Source organism: Pontibacillus chungwhensis BH030062 (assembly GCF_000770675.1).
GTDB lineage: Bacteria > Bacillota > Bacilli > Bacillales > BH030062 > Pontibacillus > Pontibacillus chungwhensis.
The window spans coordinates 109,428-129,502 of the sequence record NZ_AVBG01000008.1 but is presented as its reverse complement, the minus strand read 5'-3'; the positions used below and the strand labels follow the sequence as shown (position 1 = coordinate 129,502).

The 20,075-nt window shown below is 43.0% G+C and carries 20 protein-coding genes; 13 read left to right on the top strand and 7 right to left on the bottom strand.

Annotation, left to right across the window (positions count from 1 at the left end):
• Positions 1–149: 149 nt before the first annotated feature.
• Positions 150–2,342, top strand: coding sequence for an ATP-dependent helicase (locus N780_RS11750; RefSeq protein ID WP_036784134.1), 2,193 nt, complete (start codon positions 150–152; stop codon positions 2,340–2,342).
• Between the two features lie 29 nt (positions 2,343–2,371).
• On the opposite strand, the gene N780_RS11745 is transcribed toward N780_RS11750, so the two are convergent.
• Complete coding sequence (locus N780_RS11745) at positions 2,372–2,554, bottom strand: hypothetical protein (RefSeq protein ID WP_036784131.1); 183 nt, start codon at positions 2,552–2,554, stop codon at positions 2,372–2,374.
• Positions 2,555–2,719: 165 nt separating this feature from the next.
• On the opposite strand from N780_RS11745, the gene N780_RS11740 reads away from it, so the two are divergent.
• The 9 genes from N780_RS11740 to N780_RS11700 all read left to right on the top strand — a co-directional run bounded on the left by N780_RS11740 (position 2,720) and on the right by N780_RS11700 (position 9,278).
• Positions 2,720–3,220, top strand: a complete 501-nt coding sequence (locus N780_RS11740) for an RNA polymerase sigma factor (RefSeq protein WP_036784128.1) — start codon at positions 2,720–2,722, stop codon at positions 3,218–3,220.
• Positions 3,210–4,292 carry an anti-sigma factor C-terminal domain-containing protein gene (locus N780_RS11735; protein WP_052115038.1) on the top strand — a complete coding sequence of 361 codons (1,083 nt, stop codon included), beginning with the start codon at positions 3,210–3,212 and terminating at the stop codon, positions 4,290–4,292. The genes N780_RS11740 and N780_RS11735 overlap by 11 nt, the downstream gene beginning before the upstream one ends.
• Positions 4,277–4,582, top strand: coding sequence for a hypothetical protein (locus N780_RS11730; RefSeq protein WP_036784126.1), 306 nt, complete (start codon positions 4,277–4,279; stop codon positions 4,580–4,582). Before N780_RS11735 ends, N780_RS11730 begins: the two co-directional genes overlap by 16 nt.
• Before the next feature lie 32 nt (positions 4,583–4,614).
• Positions 4,615–4,896 (top strand): hypothetical protein, encoded by a 282-nt coding sequence (locus N780_RS20390; protein ID WP_036784124.1) that lies wholly within the window; start codon positions 4,615–4,617, stop codon positions 4,894–4,896.
• Positions 4,897–5,034: 138 nt separating this feature from the next.
• Positions 5,035–5,502 carry a divergent PAP2 family protein gene (locus tag N780_RS11720; RefSeq protein ID WP_036784329.1) on the top strand — a complete coding sequence of 156 codons (468 nt, stop codon included), beginning with the start codon at positions 5,035–5,037 and terminating at the stop codon, positions 5,500–5,502.
• A gap of 210 nt (positions 5,503–5,712) precedes the next feature.
• On the top strand, positions 5,713–6,555 hold the full coding sequence (locus tag N780_RS11715) for a formate/nitrite transporter family protein (protein WP_036784327.1): 843 nt from the start codon (positions 5,713–5,715) through the stop codon (positions 6,553–6,555).
• Positions 6,556–6,838: 283 nt separating this feature from the next.
• Positions 6,839–7,537 (top strand): Na-translocating system protein MpsC family protein, encoded by a 699-nt coding sequence (locus N780_RS11710; RefSeq protein WP_036784122.1) that lies wholly within the window; start codon positions 6,839–6,841, stop codon positions 7,535–7,537.
• A gap of 111 nt (positions 7,538–7,648) precedes the next feature.
• Positions 7,649–8,140 (top strand): hypothetical protein, encoded by a 492-nt coding sequence (locus N780_RS11705; protein WP_052115037.1) that lies wholly within the window; start codon positions 7,649–7,651, stop codon positions 8,138–8,140.
• Positions 8,141–8,222: 82 nt separating this feature from the next.
• Positions 8,223–9,278 (top strand): PLL family lectin, encoded by a 1,056-nt coding sequence (locus N780_RS11700; protein ID WP_052115036.1) that lies wholly within the window; start codon positions 8,223–8,225, stop codon positions 9,276–9,278.
• A 173-nt stretch (positions 9,279–9,451) separates the two neighbouring features.
• Here the strand turns inward: N780_RS11700 and N780_RS11695 are convergent, their stop codons facing one another.
• Together N780_RS11695 and N780_RS11690 are read right to left on the bottom strand one after the other, a co-directional pair.
• A complete protein-coding gene (locus tag N780_RS11695) occupies positions 9,452–9,889 on the bottom strand; it encodes a CHRD domain-containing protein (RefSeq protein ID WP_036784120.1) in 438 nt (145 codons plus the stop codon).
• Between the two features lie 439 nt (positions 9,890–10,328).
• Entirely contained in the window at positions 10,329–11,129 is an 801-nt protein-coding gene (locus N780_RS11690) for an alpha/beta hydrolase (protein WP_036784118.1), read from the bottom strand.
• Between the two features lie 816 nt (positions 11,130–11,945).
• On the opposite strand from N780_RS11690, the gene N780_RS11680 reads away from it, so the two are divergent.
• Positions 11,946–13,259, top strand: a complete 1,314-nt coding sequence (locus N780_RS11680; RefSeq protein ID WP_036784111.1) for a phenylacetate--CoA ligase family protein — start codon at positions 11,946–11,948, stop codon at positions 13,257–13,259.
• Between the two features lie 55 nt (positions 13,260–13,314).
• Here the strand turns inward: N780_RS11680 and N780_RS11675 are convergent, their stop codons facing one another.
• The 3 genes from N780_RS11675 to N780_RS11665 all read right to left on the bottom strand — a co-directional run bounded on the left by N780_RS11675 (position 13,315) and on the right by N780_RS11665 (position 15,619).
• A complete protein-coding gene (locus N780_RS11675; RefSeq protein WP_036784108.1) occupies positions 13,315–14,037 on the bottom strand; it encodes an amino acid ABC transporter ATP-binding protein in 723 nt (240 codons plus the stop codon).
• Positions 14,038–14,703 carry an amino acid ABC transporter permease gene (locus tag N780_RS11670; protein WP_036784105.1) on the bottom strand — a complete coding sequence of 222 codons (666 nt, stop codon included), beginning with the start codon at positions 14,701–14,703 and terminating at the stop codon, positions 14,038–14,040. It abuts the gene before it with no gap.
• A gap of 109 nt (positions 14,704–14,812) precedes the next feature.
• A complete protein-coding gene (locus N780_RS11665; RefSeq protein WP_084599550.1) occupies positions 14,813–15,619 on the bottom strand; it encodes a glutamine ABC transporter substrate-binding protein in 807 nt (268 codons plus the stop codon).
• 295 nt (positions 15,620–15,914) lie between these two features.
• On the opposite strand from N780_RS11665, the gene N780_RS11660 reads away from it, so the two are divergent.
• Both N780_RS11660 and N780_RS11655 read left to right on the top strand, forming a co-directional pair.
• Positions 15,915–16,871: an ABC transporter permease subunit gene (locus N780_RS11660; RefSeq protein ID WP_084599548.1), complete on the top strand. Its 957-nt coding sequence runs from the start codon at positions 15,915–15,917 to the stop codon at positions 16,869–16,871.
• Positions 16,868–17,773, top strand: a complete 906-nt coding sequence (locus N780_RS11655; RefSeq protein ID WP_036784101.1) for an ABC transporter permease subunit — start codon at positions 16,868–16,870, stop codon at positions 17,771–17,773. The genes N780_RS11660 and N780_RS11655 overlap by 4 nt, the downstream gene beginning before the upstream one ends.
• A 327-nt stretch (positions 17,774–18,100) precedes the next feature.
• On the opposite strand, the gene N780_RS11650 is transcribed toward N780_RS11655, so the two are convergent.
• Positions 18,101–20,062, bottom strand: coding sequence for a hypothetical protein (locus tag N780_RS11650; protein WP_036784098.1), 1,962 nt, complete (start codon positions 20,060–20,062; stop codon positions 18,101–18,103).
• Positions 20,063–20,075: the final 13 nt, after the last annotated feature.

Sequence of the window (20,075 nt, the reverse complement as noted above, 5' to 3'; positions counted from 1 at the left end):
AATCTCATAGAGATAGAAGATATAATACGAGTAGGACATAGGCCGAGACATGTCGTGTAAGAGGAATAGATGGAAGAGGGATGCTGTGCCTTCTTCCATCTATTTTTCTTTTCGTTTGTTTTTACATGAAAGGAAAGGGAGAGGCTTTAATGGATTTCTTTACAAGAATGGAAGAGGCAACAGGCGTTCGGTTGAATGAGGTGCAGCAGCAGGCTGTGTTGCATACGGATGGGCCGCTTCTGTTATTAGCTTCACCGGGTTCGGGGAAGACCACAACTCTTAATATGAAGATCGGGTACTTGTTGTTAGAGAAGAAGGTTAGACCCGATCGTATTATGGCAATTACGTTCAGTAAGCAGTCGGCTCAGGATATGTCAGAACGCTTTGACGAATTCTTCTCTGATCTGACTAGTGATAAAGTTCATTTCTCAACCATCCACAGCTTTGCTTTCAAGGTGGTCCGGGAGGCTTTAAGGAAAGAGGGGCAAGACTTTCAGCTCATCGAGGGACAGATTAATGAGGACGAGTGGAAGAAAGGATTCCAGGGGGAGCATGTGCCTCTTCACAAGAAGTTTATCTTAAAGAAACTCTTTGAAGATGAGAACGGAACCCAAATCTCTGATGATGAGATGGACGAGCTGATGACGTATATTAGTTATGTAAAAAACCGTATGCTTAGTGGGAAAGAGCTTTATAAAGTGAAAGCAAATGTGAAGAATGCAGCTTCCATCTATGAGTCTTACGAGCGGTTTAAGAAAGAATATACGAGCTCCTTGTTGCTCGACTTTGATGATATGCTGACTTATTGCCATCAAAGCTTGTTGGATGATCCGCAGATCCTGAGCAGGTATCAGCAACAGTTTGAATATATTCTAACAGATGAGAGCCAGGATAATTCAGTTGTTCAGCATGAGATTGTTGAGTTACTAGCTAAGCCTCAAAATAACTTATGTGTCGTGGCCGATGATGACCAGTCAATCTTTATGTGGCGCGGGTCTGATGTGACGAAGCTTCTTCAGTTTGAGAAGACGTACCCGTATGCGACTGTACTCACAATGTCGCAGAACTACCGGTCCTCAGTTGAGATTGTTGAAGTCTCCAATCAGTTTATTAAGCGGAATCAGAACAGATTTCATAAAGAAATGTTCACGGAGAACCCTTCAGCGAACCCGATTGCGATTAAAGCGATGCGCAGCTACGAGGATCAGTTAAAGTACGTGACAGAGCAAGTGAAACAAAGTGGACCAGAAGAAGAGGTTGCTGTATTGTATCGGAATAATGCCTCTGCAGTACCCCTTGCGGATAAGCTTAGTAAAGCAGGGATTGACTTCTATATGAAAGATATTGATGCGAAGTTCTTTAAACATTGGATTGTTGAGGATATTTTGAACTTTATGAGACTCACTTATAATGATCGCCGCGTTGATATTCTAGAGAGAATTCATACGAAGTTTAATGCGTATATCACAAAGAGGCAGATTGCGTTTCTCAGAAGCCGCAGCGGGCAAGAATCAGTCTTTGATCTCCTTCTTGAAACTGAGCTCCCTTCTTATCAGAAGAAAAACGTGACGCAGGCGAAGAAGCTATTCGCTGAGATGAACAAGATGGAACCAGCGAGAGCAATCCGTGCCATCAGAGACCGACTTGGGTATGATAAAGCCATTCAGAAGATGGTAGAGAAATTCGGCTTTAACGGCGAGCATTTGTTCACGATTTTAAATACGCTTGAAGAGATTGCTGAAGGACTCGGTTCTTTAAAAGGTTTTGCAGACCGTCTGAAGGAGCTTGAACAATTGGTGCAAACGTCTAAATATAATAAGCATTCGTGTTCGCTTACCCTGACCACGTTCCACAGCGCCAAAGGACTTGAGTATGACAAGGTGTATATGATTGACCTGATTAATGGGGTTGTGCCTTCGAAGGATGACATGGATAGCTATCGGAAGAAAGAATATGGCCCGATGGAAGAAGCGGTTCGCCTCTTCTACGTTGGTATGACGCGTGCACGTACTCACTTGGAGCTGTTGACTTATGGGTATAAAGGGGACGAGCGTGTATCTGAGTCGCAGTTTGTGACCAACGTGCGCAGAATTGCCAAGTTTCCTGATGAGAAGAGAGCTGTAACACGACGTAAACGTCCAGCTCCCGATTTATCTGATGAGAGTTTGCTTGGATGGGATGAGATTGAGGTTGGACGAGAAGTGGAGCATCAAAAATTCGGCGTTGGTGTTATTAAAGAGTACGGCGGCGATGCCATTACGATTCAATTTAAAGAAGTAGGATATAAAGAATTTAATGCGGAGATCTGTATTGATAATGGGATCTTGCGTAAGAAAGAGTAGGACTTCCTGTAATTAGGAAGTCCTTTTTTTTAGTTTTGTTCAGGATTCTTGGATTTGCGAGCGCGTTTAGCTGATTCTTTATGTGCTTTGTTCGCTGCGGCGCTTCCGAATTCTCCTGCTACTTCTTGTCCGAATTCCACGTCCATTTTCTTTGGATCGAACCCTTTTTTATGCTTTTGCTCTGCGTCGTTTTTCTTCGTCTTCTTTGCCATGTGAACCCCTCCTTTTCATCACGTTTAGTATGTTTCTGGTAGAAACATTTATACCATTCCTCTTTCCTTAGTCCATGATTTAGAGAAAAGAATTGTAAACTTTTTTGTGATATGTGAAACTTTTCCTGTTATGTAAACGTGGTTGTATCAGAAGGGAGGGAAGTCATGGAGATTGAGGACTATTACGAACGTTATGTGAAAGACGTCTATCGTTATATCTTATCGCTTTGTGGCGACCCTTACCTGGCAGAAGATGTGACTCAAGAAACGTTTATTAAAGCTTTTCATACGCTTGGAGCTGAACCACCGATGCGAATGAAGCCGTGGTTGTTTACCATTGCTTATCGAACGTTTGTCGATGATTACCGGAAGACAAAGCGGGTGCGTCCTAGAGACCCCGATGATTTTCGTACATTGTCAGATTCTTATACGCCAGAAGATCAAGCGATGAACATGTCGATGCAGAGAACTTTCTATAAATGGTTGGATGAACTACCTTCTTCTCAGAAGCAAGCTATCCTATTGGTGGATGTGAATGAATTATCGATTCGGGAAGCTTCCAAGGTACTTGCTATTAAAGAAAATACATGCAAAAGTCATCTATTCCGAGGACGTACAAAGCTTAAGAAGAAAATCAAGGAAAGGCGGGAGAGCGATGACAGATGAATTTAAGGAGCGACTCAAGCGTTATCACGAGGGACAATTGTCAGCTGACGAAGAAGCAGAAATGGAAAGAGAGCTTGATAAGTTCGATGTGTATCAATCGTTCCTTGATGAGCAAGAAGAGGAGGATCATACAGAAATTAATAGTCAGGAGGTCATCCGAAAGGGGTGGTTTCACCAGCGCTTCTCGATCATCGCTACCGTGCTGACTATTTTGTTGCTCATCATTCCCCTTCTTGGGCTAAGCAGTAAAATCTATTACGTCGGTAAAGCAAGCGATCTCGTTGATCTCACAACGAAAACAGTCTATCTGACGGAACCGAATGTAACTGTAGGGGAGGGTCAGTTAGACGTAAACGATCATTTCTTTAACATGTCCTTCACAATGGATCTTTACAAGCAAGTTGGGGGTGAGAAAGTGAGGATTGGAGAATGGGACGTTCTTTACGACTTGAATCGTGTAGACTATCCCGATTATCCCAATCGTAACTATGTCATAGAAAACCCGCCTCTAGATATTCCGCGTCCTGAGGAGAAGAAGCTCTATCACCCTGATGAGTACGCACCTTCATCAGGTTGGGATCAGCTTGAGCAGTTGCCTGATGGAACGGTTGCTGAAGTATATATATCGTTTGATCAGTTGTATCGAGAAAGTGATATAAAAGAACTGCTTGGACAGATGCGGACAGATTGGCAGTGGTTTGCAGTTAATACGGGGCTTGAGCAGAATGGGAAAAGTGTAGAGGGTGGTTATATGACACCGATCGGATACCCTTCAGAATCGAATGCACGGGACTGGTCTCCAAGAGAAGGGATTGACGATCGTGGCAATTCAAATGAGGAGCAGTTTCTGCGTGTAATGAAAGAATTAGAGGATTATGAACAACAGGCGACTGATATTGCTCGAACAAAGTGGCTTGATTTGAAGGAGCGAAATGATTATTTGGATGAGAACGGAGTCGAAGTGTATGGAGCTGTCATTACAGGTCCCGTTGAGGAGTTGCTTTCATTAAAGGAAAGGCGAGAGATTCGCAATATGAAAGTTGGGGAGGTGCGCCTGTGGAATTACAAGTAAAGGGAGGCAATACAAGGCAGTCAGAAACGCGTTTTGGTATGGCTTCTATTATCCTTGCGCTCATTTTCTTAGTATTTCTAAACGCCTTGGTATTAACGGAGAGAATGATTTTACCGGGAGGACTTTTTATGCCGCTCCCTGGTATAGGTCTTCTGTGCGGGCTAATAGGGTTAGCGCGTTTCCGGAAGAAGTTCTCCTATTCGGTCTTTGGTATTTTGTTGAATGGAGCCTGTTATGTAATTTTGTTTCTATACTTCGTTGCAAGCCTTTCAGTGTATCCAGTGCCTTAAAAGAGGTGTTCGTTTTTAAAGGGGGATGTATGATGAGTAAAAGGGCATTTCATATTTACAATATTATAATCTTACTACTGTTGTTGTTTATGAATTTACTAGTTTTATTCGCTTTTGGTATTAGTGAAGGAGGGATCAATCTTTCAGCTATCCTAACGATTGTCCTTTCTTTTGCTCTTTGGGGGGCATTCTATCTCCTGCAGTTTATGCGTGATAGAAAGGTTTGGAGGGTCTCTTGGTTATGTGTAATGGTAGTGGTTCTTTACTTTTGGCAGACAGGGCTTGGTGCAAGTTTTGGAAGGTGGATAGTTTAAGGCTATACACCAAGATCGTATCTGTCACTATGAATAAACATTGTGACATCATCTCCTGCTTAACTTCTTTCATTTTGGGGTATGGGATTATTAGAAATAAAGGACTGGAATGAAGATGATGTTACGGAGGGTGAAGATATGAAGAAGATGAATCGAGGAATATTGACAGCTTTATCATCAATAGGGATCGCTCAAGGGCTAAAAATCTTAACCCATAAGAAACTTTCAGGCAACTGGGACTGGAAGCAGGTAGCAACGACAGGTGGAATGCCAAGTTCACACTCGGCTGGGGTTTGTGCCTTAGCTACGTACTTAGCTTCTCATAAGGGGGCCCGTCATACAGAAACGGCGCTAGCCACGGTTTTCGGAGCGATTGTTATGTATGATGCTCAAGGAATAAGGCGACATACTGGTGAGATCGCTCGCCTAGTAAATGAGTTAGAGGACAGCTTTGCTTCTTTAGCTGGTGACTTCCCGAGCTTTGAATTTGTAGAGCGAGAGAAAGAGTTAAAGGAGCTTCTTGGACATCAACCTGTGGAAGTATTAGGCGGAGCCCTGTTCGGTTGTGCGCTCGGTTTTGCTTCGGCTAAGCTAGAGAATAACTAAAAGTATGAACGAAATGTAGCCTCTCTTAAAAATAAGGGAGGTTTCTTTCATGTTGAGAACCATATAAAGTGGAGCTGTCAATTTAAAATCAACAAGAAAACACTATTCCTTTCTATATATTACAAATTGGTGATAAAGGTTGCCATTCTTCTTAGACAGGCATATGATTAAATGTGAAAAGTTTCACAAAATGGACGGATGGTGATGGATATGGAAGAGAAAACGATCCACCAAGTTGTACAAAAAGCGTTGGGGAAGAAGGAAATGGTTGAGGAGAATCCAAGTCATTACCTGATACGAGCAGCCTTAGCTGGCGTATATATCGGATTTGCTGTGATTTTGTCTTTTAAGCTAGCTCAGCCTTTTTACGAGCAACATGCATCATCTACTTACTTCATTAACGCATTGTTCTTTGGAATTGCCTTTTGTTTGATCATTTACGGGGGTTCAGAGCTCTTTACGTCCAATACAATGTATATGACCGTTTCTTCTCTGAAGAAGGAGACCACTTGGTTCGATACGCTTAAAGTGTGGAGCTATTGCTATGGAGGTAATGTGGTAGGCATTTTGTTCTTCACAGGGATGATCTATTTCACAGGTCTCTTTCAATCTATTATTCCTGAAGAATCTTTTCTCATTGCAGCGGCTGAGAAGAAGATGAACGTCCCAACCTCTCAGCTATTTTTCCGAGCTATATTAGCCAACTGGCTCGTCTGTTTAGCAGTATGGATTCCTATGCAAGTAAAGGAAGATGTCTCAAAGATTATTCTTATGCTTCTGATTGTGTTCACCTTCTTCCTTTCAGGCTATGAACACAGCATCGCCAATATCGCTCTGTTCTCAATCGCGCTATCCTCTCCCCACACAGCCTTAGTAACGGTGGAAGGCTTCATGCATAACGTCATTCCAGTAACGCTCGGCAATATAATTGGCGGAGGTTTCTTTGTGGGAGCTGTCTACGTTTACTTAAACCAGAAAAAACAACACACACCTATGTCAGTAAAAGGAATGAAGCCGTTGAAAGGTCCATCCTCTAAAACCTCTCAGGTATAAGTATGAATATGGTCTCGGACCATTTTCCTCTTACACAAAAGTAACGGAAACATTTAACATTATTATTTAAAAATAATGGTAGAAGCGTTATAATAGCCCTGGGAGAGATGAACAAACTTTTCTCCTATAATAGAAACCACAATTGTCTACCTAAGCCATTGAGGGTCAGCCTTCTTTGGCTTTTTTGAACGCTTCTTAAACGATTTGTTTAGCTTGTTTTCTTAAGTGGTAATTATATCTATCAGATGATAGTAGAAACTGCGAAAGAAAAGGGTTGAGAGATATGGAGGAGAAGTCTGTTCAAGCTGAATTAGCGAGTTATACAGGGAAGCTTTTACGAGAGCATTATGGCAAAGGACCAGCTTCTGTCTATGTATCGATTAAGCATCCGTTTATTACATTTTATCTTCGTGATTTCCTCACCCCGACAGAGCGTGTCCTGCGAAGTCAAGGTCACGATCGGAAGGTGGAAGAGACGCGGGACCTCTTAATGAAAGAAGTCTTACATGAACTGAAGGCTACGTTAACGGTTGTGGCGGACCTTCACGTTGAAAACTTATATTATGACTGGTCGTTAGAAAACCGAACGGGTATTATTCTTGGCGTACTGTCAGAAGATAAAGCAAACAAGGACGAACACTTTGATGAATATCCGGCCAAAGGGAAGCTCCATGAAGAGATTAACCGTGTAAGTCGTCAGGTGGAGAAAGAGCCGGAAGAAACGAATTCTCTTTATTTAAACGATCGAACGCTTGTTATTCAGCGTAAGGGTATCCTAGTTGATATTGAGAAAGAATTGATTCGATCAGGGTATGAGCAACCGCTTCGCTTGAGTAAGCGACGGTTAGAGAAAGACATGCTCGATCGTCGACTCTATGAATCTATATTAGGTGTCACGATAATCGATCTTTTTGTAGACTGGGATTTTCAGTTGGATCAGAGTTTTATAACATTAATTATTCAAAAGAATAAACCGATGTAGGTGGAAATGAGCTAGACTATAGAGCTAGACATAAGCCGAAAAGACGTCATATGACGTCTTTTCGGCTTTTTTTTGTGGATAAAACGAATGAAAGAAAAGGAGTAAGAAAACATGTTTGGATTTGCAGGTGTAATTAAACTTATTTTATCAGCATTTATTATATTGCCCGTTGTATCCATTATTAGGGAAGGGGGCTATTTAATTGCGAGTTATTTATTGGGGGCCAGCAGTTCTAAGGTAACGGTAGGATGTGGGCCGAAGGTATTTAATTTAGGAGTTTTTGAAGTGCGGCGCTACTATTTTATGTATAGTTGGTGTAGCTATGATACTTTAAAATTTGATAAGAAATGGGCTCATATCGTCATTTATTCTGCGCCCATATTAAGTAATGTAGTGGTAGCAATTGGAGTGAACGCTCTTCTGGCGATAGATGGGATCCCTATGGAATCGTTCTGGACTCAGTTTATTTTCTATGCGTTTTACTTTGTCTTATTCGATTTTCTTCCTGTGTATTACCCTGATGGTCAGCCGAGCAATGGGAGGGTAATCTATGACCTTATTCGTCATAATAAATTTCCCGATTTCGAAAAAGAAGGGGAGTGAGACACTTTTTCCAATGGACGACCTCTAATCCTTCCTCCATGGGCATATCATGTATAGATGAGTTGAGATAGGAGGGACATCAATGTGGAATCAGAATGGATATCATATGTATCCTTATTATCCTTTTCAAACTCCTTATTACCATGATGCCCGATACGCTGGACAGGAAGGCTATGGAACCGAGCAGAAACCTGTTTATTATGATCCAGTGCAAGTTCCAATTTTATATGCCGATCAGCCTGTAGTACAAGATGGGATTGAGCCAGCCTATCGAGCTAGTTGGAAGTCATGGGAGGACCTTGACTCTCCGCCGAGGGGAATGAAAGGAGCGCCGTCAGTAGCTTCTTGGCAGCCCAATCGGTTGGATTGTTTCGTACGGGGGGACGATAACGGCATGTGGCATAAATGGTGGGACGGTTCCCGGTGGAGGGAGTGGGAGAACCTTGGCGCACCACGAGGAGGTCTTAGGAGCTACCCAGCTGCTGTCTCATGGGGGCAAAATCGCATTGACTGTTTTGTTCGTGCGCGCAACGAACGAATGTGGCATAAGTGGTGGGACGGTTCCCGGTGGAACGAGTGGGAGGACCTTGGTACGCCTCCAGGAGGAATGAAAGGAGCCCCATCTGTGGCATCATGGCAGGCAAACCGATTAGATTGTTTTGTTCAAGGTGAAGACAACAACATGTGGCACAAGTGGTGGGATGGTTTCAGGTGGAGCAACTGGGAGAACTTAGGATCCCCTAAAGGCGGGCTGCGTGATGGTCCTGGTGCTGTGTCATGGGGGCCGAATCGAATTGATTGTTTCGTGCGCGGTCGTACTGATCAGCTATGGCATATATGGTGGGATGGTTCTAGGTGGAGCAACTGGGAGAATCTTGGCGCTCCTCGTGGTGGATTTGAAAATGCACCAGCAGCTTCATCGTGGTCTTCGAACAGAATCGATTGCTTCGTTCGAGGTGATAACAATAGTTTGTGGAAGAAAACATGGAAAGGTACGAGATGGAGTAATTGGAAAGACCTCGGTGCTCCACAAGGTGGTATCCGCTCAAGCCCTGCGGCAGTCTCATGGGCAAGGAAACGAGTGGATTGTTTCGTAAGAGGGCGTAACGATAATATGTGGCATAAGTGGTATTCGTAGAAAAAGCCTGCATCTCCTATAGGAGGTGCAGGCTTTTCGTTGTTGTAATTTGGCCACTGGTCAATAGAGATGAGTAATGCTCAAACGCAGATGCGCATGGCTAGAAAATGAGAGAGCATGGCCGGAAAACTTATTTTACTTATCTTGATTTGACTCAGATCGTCTATAGACCATTAGTTATCATGTATAGGTATGATTTGTCCCCTAATCTCCCCTGCAAGGTTTTGTTCTGTATGGACATTCACATAAGTTAATTCTTTCTTCATACAATCGAGGAGGTCAGCAATGGAGTGAATGCCGACGTCATTCTTCACAATGTCTTCATCCCTTAGAATGCTTGTTACCACACCCATACGAGTAGAGATGCCGTTTTGGTTTGGTAGTGTATCAAGGTCTGCCCCGAATAAAAAGGCTACAACAGGCCCATTCTGGTCACGATCGCCAAAATGGATATGTGCTTGAACAAAGTTTTCAATGTCTTCTACTTTTAAAACGAATTTAATTTTTGTGTCATGCTTATTTGCGACAAATTTTGCAAAGCCAGACGCTTCAGATTCAACTGGTGGAACTTCGTTTTTTCCTTTTAAGCGTGCTTTAAAATACTTTTCCATATCATCGCCTCCTGTAGTGAACGCTCTTATCTTATTCACTGGGCTCTGAATGGTGTTTGTATGAGGATATTTCCGTTTGATTTTATTGAGTGTAAGGTGGTTCGGGAAATCACTCTGGCTGGGGAACAGGGAGACTCGTATAAGGGAAGAAGCCTAGTTCCGGCGAGAAGGGACATAGCGAGAAAAGATGTCTTATCTGTATCCTAGGCACCACGCCTACACATTTCTAGGTCGATGAGAACCACAGAGAACCCTAGAGATAAAAAGAAAGAGGAAGTTCGACTAAAACCGTCACGTCCTGTGACAACGTCGAACGCCCCCCTCATCGTGTGGGGCTGCCCGTGGAAAGGGAGTCGTTCCCTAGACAACTCACCTATAACTAAATGTAACGGCCCACCCCCTTGTCTCAGACTGAGTCTTCAATATAATGCCTTTTTGTTTATATGCTCTTTAGAAGTAAGTCCACTTCTTCTCGTACGGCGGCCCATGCTTCTGTTTTTGTGTCGATCAGCATAAAGTGTTCGGCTTCTGTAAGTTCTACAAACTTCACAAATTCAGCCAGTTCTTCAGCGATGCGATGGTATCGTGAGCTAATTCCAATAGGAACATGTATATCTAGTGCGCCGTGAACAAGGACGTGCGGAACGTTAAAGGGAAGCAGTTCAAGCGGTGAGGCTGCTTTTATTCGTTCCGATACATCTTTAGGGCTGCCTTTTAATAAATCGGCAACAGGGTTGTTTGGTTCTGCTCCCATAGAAGTATCTCTGAAATGGTGGACGTCGTGCATTGTCTCAAGGTCGACTACACCTGCAAGGCTCATAGCTCCTGCTACAGAATGGGGATGTTCTACATAAAGATCGCTTGTCGTCTGAATCTTATGACGACCTGCAAGCCACATCGCTAAATGACCGCCAGCTGAATGACCAATGGTAATGGTTTTGGTGGTATCTAGATTATATTCTTTTGAAAGCTCAAGTACGTAATCGAACGCTGCCCCTACGTCTAAAAGGGTATTAGGCCATGCGCCATCATCTTGTCCAACGCGGCGATATTCAATATTCCAAGTAGCGAAGCCTTGAGCGGTTAGGTCTTCTGCAACATCATGCATAAGATCCACCTGGAACTGTTCTTTCCAGAATCCTCCGTGTATAACAACCGCAACGGGATGAGGGCCTTCTCCTTCTGGGAGTCTTATTTCTCCAAATTGGTCTTTTTTGTCTCCGTAAAAAATCTTCTTCATCGTAACACCTCATTACTCTTTTTTTATAAGGCTATGTTAAAGTTTAATGTTGCTATTCTTTATAACAAGCTTGTTCAAGAATCGGGAAGGATTGTTGAAGCTGAGAGAATGTTTTCTTTAACTTCAATTGAGCGTAAGGTGGGCCTGGAAACCACTCGCTTTCCTGTGGGGAGCTGGTGAGCCTCCTCTCCCGGCAAAGCCGGTTTCCGGGGTCTCACCTAGGCTCTTCTGCCCACGGGAGTCTCGCAGTTTCCAGGCCCACCTTTGCCATATAAGGATGAACGAAAACATGCCATGTAGGGTGACATCAGACCACCTGGTGTTAACTGTGGGGCCGTTCACCCTTTTAATGTCAGGGCTTGCTCGGGGACTGCGAGACTCCCGCGGGAAAAGGAGCCTCGGGAAGACCCCACAGAGAGCGAAAGCGAACGAGGAGGCTTCCCAGCTCCCCGCAGGAAAGCGAGTTGTCCCCGAGCAAGCCCAAGCACTCATAATGGTAACGGCCCTTTCCATACTAAAATGTCTCAACTTCGAGTCTTCCACATAAGGGGGCTTAGGCTTAGAACAAAGCAACACTAAACAGTAACAGAGCCTTCTATAAAGGTATTATCTCATAGATGAATAAACAAAAGGCAAAGTGTGCCCGGTATAAAAGATTTAATTTTCTGATTACTTGTTGACTTTCCTTTTCTTTCAAGATAAGTTAGTAAGTAGATAATATAACGATAAATATAATTCCGGTAATTTAGTGCAATACGTTTGGGTTCTGTCTGCCTGGTTTTAGGAATGATTCTAAGCGAAAATGGGGGAAGATACATGATTTTGCACAAAAATGAAAGCGCTTCAAAAAGTGATATGGAACAAGTGCAGCTAGATGGTCTTAAGGCTACTGTTCAACGAGTTTACGAGAATGTTCCGTTTTATAGGGAACAATTTGATGCACTAGGCCTGAAACCGAGTGATATTCAAACAGTTAAGGATGTTCAAAAGCTTCCTTTCTTGCAGAAGAAGGACCTTCGTGCACATTATCCTTTTGGGTTATTCGCAGTAGATCGTAGTGAACTGGTGCGTCTGCATGCTTCTTCTGGGACAAGCGGAAAGCCGACTGTTGTTGGCTATACAAAGAAGGATGTACAGATGTGGTCTGATCTTGTTGCTCGTGCGATCTCTTTAGCGGGTGGGAAGAAGGGGGAAATTCTGCATAATGCTTATGGATACGGTTTATTTACAGGCGGGCTTGGCCTCCATTTTGGAAGTGAAGAGTTAGGGATGGCTACCGTCCCTGTTTCAGGTGGGAATACCGAACGTCAGATTACGCTGATTGAGGATTTCAAGCCAACGGTAATCTGTGGTACCCCTTCGTATATGTTGAATATTGCAGAGCGTATGGAACTTATGGGGAAAGATCCACGTGCTACTTCCTTAAAATATGGCATCTTTGGAGCAGAGCCATGGTCTGAGGAGATGCGACGCACGCTTGAGGAGAAATTTGATATTAAAGCGTGCGACATATACGGTCTAAGTGAAGTGTTAGGGCCAGGTGTGGCTATGGAATGTCATGAAGCACAAGATGGTCTTCATGTTGCTGAGGATCATTTCCTCGTTGAGGTCATTGACCCTGAAACAATGCAGCCAGTGCCGGATGGTGAAGATGGAGAGCTTGTCTTTACAAGTTTAACGAAAGAGGCCTTTCCAGTCATTCGTTACCGTACGGGTGACATCGCTTCGGTTACACGTGAGCCTTGTGCTTGTGGGCGTACGACAGCGCGCATGTCGAGAGTGAAAGGTCGAATCGATGACATGCTTATTATAAGGGGAGTAAACGTATTTCCTTCTGAGATTGAACATTTTCTATTGCAGGTAAAAGGAATTGTTCCTCATTATCAGCTGCATTTAATGCGTAAAGGAAGCATGCAACAAGTTGAATTGCAGGTGGAGGTCGATGAAGCGTTCTATGGGAGTATCGGAGAGAATCTGAAGCATGAGAAATGCGCAACCTTATCAAGACAGATTAGGACCATCATGAAAAATAACTGTCTCGTCTCTGTCGATGTACGTGTGAACAAACCGAATTCCATCCCTCGTTCTGAGGGGAAAGCGGTTCGGGTCGTAGAGCAGATGATGAGTTAGGAGTAGAGCCTACTAAAAAGCCTAAATCGTATATACGATTTAGGCTTTTTAGATTTTATAATATTTTACTTAAGAAGGACTGAGTTCTAGGATTTTGAGGGTCATCAAAGATTTGAGATGGAGACCCTTCTTCCATAATAATGCCTTCGTCCATAAAGAGAACACGGTCACCTACTTCGCGGGCAAAGCCCATTTCGTGGGTAACAACAACCATAGTCATACCTTCAACGGCAAGGTCTTTCATAACTTGAAGAACGTCTCCGACTAGCTCTGGATCAAGAGCAGAAGTTGGCTCATCAAAGAGCATGACTTTTGGATTCATGGCAAGAGAGCGAGCAATGGCCACACGCTGTTTTTGACCACCTGATAAACTCTCAGGATAGACATTTGCTTTGTCACCAAGTCCTACCTTATCAAGAAGAGCTTGCCCTTCTTTATCCGCTTCACTTTTAGACAGGCCTTTTACTTTAATAGGAGCTAGTGAGATGTTCTCTAATACAGTTTTGTGTGGGAATAGGTTGAAGTGCTGAAACACCATTCCAACTTGGGAACGTACAGCATTAATATCCACTTTCGGGTCTGTTAAGACATCTCCATCAATCTCAATCTCACCAGAGGTGACTTCTTCTAAGAGGTTCAGGCACCTTAGGAAAGTACTTTTCCCTGAACCTGAGGGACCAATTACACAGACTACTTCACTTTCCTCAACTTTCGCGTCAATTCCTTTTAAGACTTCTGTTTTACCAAACGATTTGTGTAGATCTTTTACAGTAATCATTTATACGTCAAGCTTCCTTTCTAATCTTCTTAAGAAAAATGAGGCAGGGATTGTGATACATAAGTATAAGAAACAGACAACAATTAGCGTCTGAAATGGAGAATACGTTATGTTGTAATACTGTTTTCCGAGATATAAGAGCTCACCAATGGCGATAACGGAAAATAAAGAGGTATCTTTCAAACTGATAACAAATTGGTTTCCAAGAGGAGGAATCATTCGTTTAAAAGCCTGAGGCCATACGATAAGGCGCATTGTCTCCCGCTCACTTAACCCAAGTGCACGTCCTGCTTCACGTTGTCCTTTATCAATAGAGTGTACCGTACCGCGGACAATTTCAGCAATATAAGCGCCGGCATTTATAGCGATTGCAATAATGGCAGTTGGAAGTGCTCCGATGTTGAAACCGATAATATCTTCTGTAAGTCCTGAATAGATAAAAAGAATTTGAGCAAGCATCGGAGTACCACGAACAATCTCTACAAACCAAAGAGAGGGTAAGTTGATAATCTTTTTCTTTGATAAACGTCCCAGACCTACGATAGCTCCAATGATAAAGCCGAAAAATAAACCAGCCAATGTAATTCCTATTGTGAGTATAAGTCCTTCAGGGAAGATCGCTTGAAAACTTCGAATGTAATGAGAATCCATAATAGCATCAAACATTGATTAATCGCTCCTTAATTAAGTACGAAATAGAAAAGCGCAACAAGTTCATAACTTGTCGCGCTTTCTGTTGTGCCTTCTAAGGTGTTATGAACCTAATTGACTTCTATTACTCTGGTTTTTTCCCGAAATATTTCTCGTAGATTTCGTCGTAAGTTCCGTTTTCCTTCAGAGTAGCAAGCGCTTCGTTAACAGGTTCTACAAGGTCTGAGCCTTTTTCCATTGCAATACCGTAAGACTCACCTTGAAGGGTTTCACCAACTGTTTTTAACTCACCCTCGCCGCTTTCTTGAATGTAGAATTCGACGTTTGGCTTATCATATAAAGATGCATCAACGCGACCGTTTCGAACGTCCATATAAGCGTTGATAATCTGAGGGAAAGCTTTTATCTTTGCTTCTGTATTTTCTTTTAAGTATGCTTCACTCGTTGTTCCTGTCTTAACGCCGACTTCTTTTCCATCGACATCATCAATTGATTGAATCTCTTCGTTATCACTTTGAACCATTAAGATTAAGCCAGAATCATAGTAGGGATCTGAGAAATCAATACTTTCCTTACGCTCTTCTGTAATAGAGATCCCAGCAATGGCAAGTGGATAGCGCCCGGACTGCATTCCAGTAATAAGTCCGTCAAACTGCATAGACTTGAATTCAACGTTAAAGCCAGCTTCATCTGCAATGGCTTTCATTAAATCAATATCGAAGCCTTTCATTTCTCCGGTATCCGGATCTTTATATTCAAAAGGCTTAAAGTTTGCATCTGTAGCAACCGTGTAGGTCTCTTTCTCTCCAGAGTCCCCACTGTCTCCACTATCTCCGTTTGTTGCATCCCCACTAGAGTCAGTTGAAGAACCACATGCTGCTAGTACAGCAATTGATAGAATTGTGATAAAAAGTGCAAATAAACGTTTCACCTAATGGACATCCCCTTCCAAATTTTATAAATCTGTGTACAAGTATCTCATAATAGTCAGAAAATTTAAATATCTGTATGCGCTAATGATTTAAAGAATAGTCTGAAAATTAAAGGTGTGTCGTAAATACGCTCGTTTTATTTACAATAGCGGCAATTTCTTTTGATTTTCTATCTTTTATTCATGATTCGGCTAAGTGAATATAGAGATTGGATTTTTTTGAAGGTATTTGGAAAATATTGTTGAACCATCATGTAATTAAGCTAATATTCTGATAGAAGGGATTTGTATACTGATGTGGCGGGTTATAGTTCAGACGTTTGGAATTTGGCTCTCTGTGACCCTGGTGTTGATCCTAGTCGTTCTTATACCAAGGGGGAACCACGAGGTCGACCGGTCGCTGTCTAGAGAAGAGCAGATGGAACAATACGAAGAAGGAATTACGGATTTTTCTTGGGAGGCTTACGGGAATAATGTGACGACTTTGATTCAGTATGCATGGAAACATAAAAGTTTAGGAGAAACCATCCATACTCACTCTGTAGAGTATGAAGTATGGAGGTATTTGAAGAAAAGCATGTGGCTTATTGTTCCTAGTTTTATCTTGAGTTCTATTTTAGGAGTGTTGAAAGGAATCTATGATTTTTATGTGAAGCATCGAAAGCTCAAGTTTTTGGGGGAGAAAACAACTGTGTTCTTTCTTTCAGTTCCTGATTTCTTCTTGTTATTAATGATCCAGGTAGCTCTTATTACGCTTGCCCATTATGGGTTTCCGCGTATTAGTTTATATGGAAGTGAGGAGGTTTCAAATAAAATTGTCGGTATTGTGTTTTTGGCCATTTATCCAACCTTTTATATAGCGAGATTAACGTATTCGAGTTTAGAGCAACAGTCTAACGAAGATTACATACGTACCGCGCTCAGTAAAGGCACACATCGCTTCAAGATCATTTGGACACATATGCTTAGTAACTGTTGGCTTGCCATTACAAGCCACTTGAACACGATCATGCTCTATATCTTATCAAATTTATTTATCGTAGAGTTGATTACATCCTACCGGGGAGCTGCTTATCGGTTCTATAAAGCACTCCACGTTAGAGGGAGCTTTACAGTAGGGAGCCCTCAGTCTATTGATACATCCCTTGTTATTGAATATATTATTGTATTCACAGGGGTGCTCCTGATTGTTCAACTATTTAGTAAACTAGCAGCATATCAGCTCTTGCGTAGAGGGGGTTCATCCTCGTGAAGCTAAATAAACAATTACTAGCAGGGATCATATTCCTTGTAGGACTTCTATTTGTAACGTTTGTAGGCCCCTACCTTCCATTTATTGATGAAGATATCGAAAAAAAGGGAATGATGATTACAGAGAATGGGGAGATAGAGATCCCGCCTTTCCCTCCATCTAGCGAGTATTGGCTAGGTTCTGACCACTACGGAAGAGACATTTTGAGTCGTTTAGTGGTGGGGACAAAAGAGGTGCTAGCGGTGGTGCTGTCCGTTGTTCTGATTCGTTACTGTTTAGCAATTCCCCTTGGGCTTGGAGCTTTCTATTACCGGAGAGTGCGTAGGGTTTTGCAGTTTTTAAACCATACATTATCTTTTGTTCCTATGATCTTTATCGTGTTGTTCTTTATTACGATGCCTTACTTGTATTTCTCACCGCATCGAACAACTTGGCTAATTATCATATTGGCAGTTGTAGAAGTGGGGAGGGTGGGAGATGTGTTGTATAAGCAAACAGAAGAAATCTCCTATAAGCCCTTTATGGATACAGCCATTACATCAGGAAATACGCCATTTCAGATGCTGCGGCGTTATTATTTTCCCCAGTTGTTTCCTCATATGGCGGTGAACATATCGCTCGATATTAGTCGTGTAATGTTTGTGATCGGTCAGCTCGGGTTAATTCAGGTATTTATCAGTCATAAAATTGAAGCCATAGCGTCAGTGACCACACCGGCTTATAAAGTTATTAACACCTCTCATACATGGCCTGTTCTTTTCCAACGAGCTACTTCTGATGTATTTGGTAGTGTTTGGGTCCCTTTTGCGGGGGCGGGTGCGATTACGATTTTTGTGGTTGGGTTTTACTTATTAGGGAACGGCATTCGACACTATTTTGAGAAACGTCAGAGTTATATTTAAAAGGATGATAAAAAGCTGCCTTCTTTAAAGAAGGCAGCTTTTCTTTTTTGGCCCCACAGGACGTGGGGTCGTTCGATGTTGCCACAGGATGTGGCGAACTTAGTCGAACTTCCTCTTTTGCTGAACAGTCGCCTGTGCTTTTCATGAGATCCAGCTCCGGCTCCTAGCCCCTAGCGTGATAAGCAATCTACCTGCAGTGACTAACGTCACTTCCGGCAGCTTGCTTATCCGGCCCCACACGACGTGGGGTCGTTCGATGTTGCCACAGGATGTGGCGAACTTAGTCGAACTTCCTCTTCTAACTGATCACCCCGCCTGTGCTTTTCTTTATACCCACGTATAGTCCTCGCCCCAGCTCTCTTTTGCTAGTTGTTTAACCTGGTTGATGAGGTGGGGTTCTACTGCGTAGGCGTCGCCTTGTTCGTATGGGTTGTAGTGGAAGGCGTAGAGGCGTGATGTGAATTCGTGAAATGGTAAGGAGCATTCGCCTTCTTGTTCCCCGTTGCCCATGACGCTTGGTTCTATGTTTTGTCCCCAGTTTTGTGAGCTGTCGTTATTTGGATTGTAAAAGTAGACGCGGTATTGATTGTTTGGGTCTTTGGCGATTCGGATGATCGATACGGCGTGGAAGCCGAGTAATTTTCCGCGTACGTTTGTGATAAAGATTCCGACTGGGTTCGGGTAAATCAGTTCGTAGTCATCGTTATAATCTGGATGGTGGGTCGCATAGAATAGACGCACAAATCCAGAGAAGTCGTTAATAAATCCAGTGAGTGGATCGATGACGGTACTGAATCCTTTTGGTACCCAGTCGCCGTAAAAGGATGGGTTCACCCATCTGTGACCATCTTCACCGCGCAGGGCAACTTTGGTCATCATTTCACTATAGATCCGGTCTAGGTGAGGAACTAGGACGAGTGAGACGGGATCTAGTTCTGTATGCAACTCTGGTGCTAGACCTCCTTTAAGGTTTTTTGAATGAATTGGTAGACCTTCAAAGGTAAAGTCAATATCCCCATCACGGGCTGCACGTGGTATTAAATCGAGCAAGACGCCTGGTGCGTGTTGGGCCCAAAGGCTAATGCCTCTGGCTGCCTGGCAAGTTGGATTAAATCCCTGACCGACCCCAAGTGGTTGACCGAGTACGCTAATGACACCGGCGACGAGAATGCTATTTGCTGTCATTCCCTCCCCATTTCGGACGGTTTTCAAAAGAGCTGTCCTGACATCTGGGAGAATGTCTAGTTCAATAAGTCTTCTGAGCCCAGGCATTACAGGGGAGGAGGATAACACTCCGCGCTCGAGCATTAGGGCCAGGCCGTAAATGGATTGGCATGTGGACGGAAAAATCGCTACTTTAATTAACTGGGTTACAAGTTCTTGGTGTTCTTCTAGATTCGCCTTTCCTTTCCCGCTTAGCTGAAGGGCATACGGAAGAAGGGTAGGGACTTTTTTCGATAGAACTCTTAATAGGGTTGCGTGATGCGGGCAGGCCAGACCTGTTTTGCGTAAGGAGGCGGCCATTGCAACGCATTCAGATCGAAGCTCTTGTTGAGACATCTCGCGCAAACGACTTCTGTAAGCGCTCAAATCAGTGTGTTGCTGACTGACCGGAGATGGGCCTTCAATGGCTTCTATATAAGTAAGTAAAGCTTCTCTTTCTTCATATTCAAGATCTGACTTGAGCATTTCTTTCCCCATTTTGATCATGGAGACCACGCGCTTAATCATTATGGGTCTTTGAGCCGTTATTCTTGTAATCTCAGACACAAGTGTTTTGGTTAATCCATTGTTAGATAAATAGCTTGCAATAAATTGAAAGACTTCGCTTGTTAAGTCATCGTTTTCGTGTTTTTCAATACGAGCACTTTCACTAGCATCAGGGAAAAGGAGGTTTAAATTTAAAGCTAATACTTCGTTCAGAAACTCCTCTGCTATTTCAGCTGAAATTTTTGGATGAGTATAGGCACCTTTGGCAATCGCAAGCATCCGTAATTCGCTTAAGATCTCGATAATCATCGGTACGCCTTTAGCCTTTAAGGATCCTGAAACAAGAGGAGGCTGTAAATTTTCAGCCTTTTCCCAAGGACCATCTTGGAAGACGCCTATTTCTTCAAACCGGTGAGCAAAATGAAACAGTTGCTCAAGTCCATCTTCCGTTCGAAGGAGGCGGTTGGCTTCCTGATACACGTCCGTTTGGTATCTTGATTTTGCAAAAGGTGCAGCTTTTTCTAAAGCTTGTAAAGCATGTGTGAAACGTTCGACTAGATCTTCAGTACGTTGAGCCATATTTACTCTCCCT